2 protein-coding genes and 2 pseudogenes are annotated in these 2,605 nt (G+C 36.0%); 3 read left to right on the top strand and 1 reads right to left on the bottom strand.

Going from position 1 to position 2,605, the window contains the following annotated elements; all coding sequences use genetic code 11:
* From HFD15_RS13855 to lepB, 3 genes and pseudogenes are all read left to right on the top strand, one after another.
* Positions 1-121 (top strand): annotated as a pseudogene (locus HFD15_RS13855) (IS6 family transposase); the annotation flags it as partial.
* Positions 122-574: 453 nt separating this feature from the next.
* Positions 575-1,408 (top strand): DUF6448 family protein, encoded by an 834-nt coding sequence (locus HFD15_RS13850; RefSeq protein WP_167593806.1) that lies wholly within the window; start codon positions 575-577, stop codon positions 1,406-1,408.
* A 182-nt stretch (positions 1,409-1,590) separates the two neighbouring features.
* Positions 1,591-2,094: a signal peptidase I gene (gene lepB, locus HFD15_RS13845; protein ID WP_167593807.1), complete on the top strand. Its 504-nt coding sequence runs from the start codon at positions 1,591-1,593 to the stop codon at positions 2,092-2,094.
* A 216-nt stretch (positions 2,095-2,310) separates the two neighbouring features.
* Here the strand turns inward: lepB and HFD15_RS13840 are convergent.
* Positions 2,311-2,544 (bottom strand): annotated as a pseudogene (locus HFD15_RS13840) (DDE-type integrase/transposase/recombinase); the annotation flags it as partial.
* Positions 2,545-2,605: the final 61 nt, after the last annotated feature.

Raw genomic sequence — 2,605 nt, 5'->3', positions numbered from 1 at the left:
TGCTTTTCTTAAGCGGTTAGTGAAGCAGTTTGATGAACCGAAGGTTGTAGTCACAGATAAAGCCCCCGCTATTACAAGTGCCTTTAAGAAACTAAAAGAATACGGCTTTTATCAAGGGACAGGTCCGTTGACCCAAAGATTAGTTCCAAAACTAAGTTTTCGATAGCAGCATTTACAAAAACGGAACTGGCTCTGCATTCCATTCAGTTACACTTGTCAATTCGGAAGTAAAAGGGCGCTTTTGAGTTGAATAAAAGGATAAACCCCAGAGAATCCTATTCATCTATTATTTCGTGGGTCAAGGTACCCATCCCCTGACTCGGGAAAAGTTTAAGAAAAAGTTTAATAAAAAATAAAAAACTTGATTTTTATCAAGGTGCTTATAACTGATTACCATTAATATAAAACTATCAAATCAAGGGAGGCACAGAAATAAGAAGCATACATTTAGCATGAAAAGTACTATTTAAGATAAAAGCCTAATTTGACAAAGCTTTTATCAAAACGGAGCAGATCGAAAGAACGATTAAAAACAAACTGCTCAGTATTTTCATAAAAACATCAGGAGGATAACATGAAAAAATTAAACTTAAAATCAAACATGAAAAAATCTATTGGAGTACTATTAACATCTGCAGCTATTATGGCGATAATTCCTCTATCTGCGAGTGCGCACTGCGACACGATGGATGGTCCAACTGTAGTTGATGGAAAAAAAGCCATGGAGAGTAATAACGTCAACTATGTGATGAAATGGGTGGCACCTGAATATCAAAAGGAAATAACAGATAAATTTAATCTTAGCATGAAAGTCAAAGACCAGAGTCCAGAAGCTAAGGAGTTGGCCGAACAGTATTTCTTCAGTGAAGTGGTTAGAGTGCACAGAGCAGGAGAAGGTGCGCCGTTTGACGGATTGAAACCTTCAGGAACTCCTATCGATGAAAAAGTATTAGCAGCAGACAAGAGTATTGAGCTAGGCAATTTATCGCCGTTAGAAGGTATGACTGAAAAAGAAAAAATGCCTGAACTTAAAGAGAGATTTGAAAAAGTTATGTCTTTAAAGGATTATGATGTGAATGATCTTGAAGCAGGAAGAGAATATATTGAAGCATACGTGAAATTCTTCAAATTTGCTGAAGGTGAAGAGGAGCATGCTGCTGAAGGTGCTCACGGTGAAGAAGCAAATAATGCTCATGCAACTCATAACGCTGAAGCCAACAACGGTAAAGCAGCTGCAGAAGCGGAAAAAACTCATGGAGAGGTTATATATACAGTAAAACCTGGAGGTACACTTTGGGGAATTGGATTAGAATTTAATACAACTTATCAAGAAATTGCAAAAGTAAACAATATTTCTAACCCAGACCTTATTTTCCCTGGACAAAAATTTATCATTCCATCTAAATAAGATAGATCAAAAAAAGTAAAAACAAACGAACAATTAAATCAGTCAACTGAAACTAGTTTTTGTAAATAATAGTCATAAAACCCCAATAGCTATTATGCTAAATTGGGGTTTTATCGTCTATAAACGGGATGGTTTTTCACTATTCAAATGGGGTCAAGAGTTAGTCTACGAGGAGGTAAAGTATGAAAAAAGTGTTGAAGAGGTTATCGTTTATTGTAAGTGTCGTGATCATGACTACGTTGTTATACAATTATGTTTTCTTTATTATTCTAGTACCAAGTGCTTCCATGTATCCAACAATAGAAATTGGTGACAGGATCATCACAACAAGGATTCATAACACTTCTTCCATTGAAAGAGGACAAATTTTGGTGTTCTATTCGGATGAGTTTAAAGAAACAATGGTGAAGCGAGTCATCGGCCTGCCAAATGATCAGATTGAAATCAATTCAGACGGAAAGGTATCCGTAAACAATCAGGAATTGAATGAAACATATGTAAAGTACCCAGATACAAAAAGTGGAAGTTTTAAGGTGCCTGAAGGAGAATATTTTTTCCTAGGGGATTACCGGATACATTCATATGACAGCAGAAAATGGAACGATCCTTTTATTTCAGAAAGCAAGATCTTAGGACAGGCTAGATTTATACTGTTTCCATTCGATCGAATATCCATACTTGAGTAGTGTAGAAGAGGTTGAAAGGGAGGGGGCGTGGGAGTATCAGTTGAGGGATTATTAAAAACATCTATTTTTGTTTTGTTGAGTAACTATTCCAAATAGTGTTATAATAAAACTATATTATTAAACCCATTTATACTTCTTATTTTCAGAAGTCACCGTCAGATTGGTTCTGTTGCGAAGTTTGAAAATCAAACGCGCCCTCTCTGAACTCCAAATATCTTAGGCTGTTATTCCCATTAATACCTTGATTTCAGTAGACACCGAAAAGCCGAAGAGCGTTCCATTTCTTCGGTTCTTTTTATATATTCCTCGAATGGTCTCCATGCCCTTAATCGTGGAAGAGGCTGTACGGAGAATTTGATAAAATTTATTCCGTCGTTTAATAGGTCGATGGTCTTGTTCTATTAAATTGTTAAGATACTTCACAGTTCGGTGATCGGTTCTGTTGCAAAGTTTTAAATCTACTATCAAATAAGGTAGAATAATAGAAAAAGATAGCAGGAGGAATGACGAT

The sequence above is a fragment of the Lactococcus sp. EKM203L genome (assembly GCF_011800585.1).
Taxonomy (GTDB): domain Bacteria; phylum Bacillota; class Bacilli; order Lactobacillales; family Streptococcaceae; genus Lactococcus; species Lactococcus lactis.
Note: the sequence above shows the minus strand (reverse complement) of the source record. Positions and strands in the feature narration are given on the sequence as shown.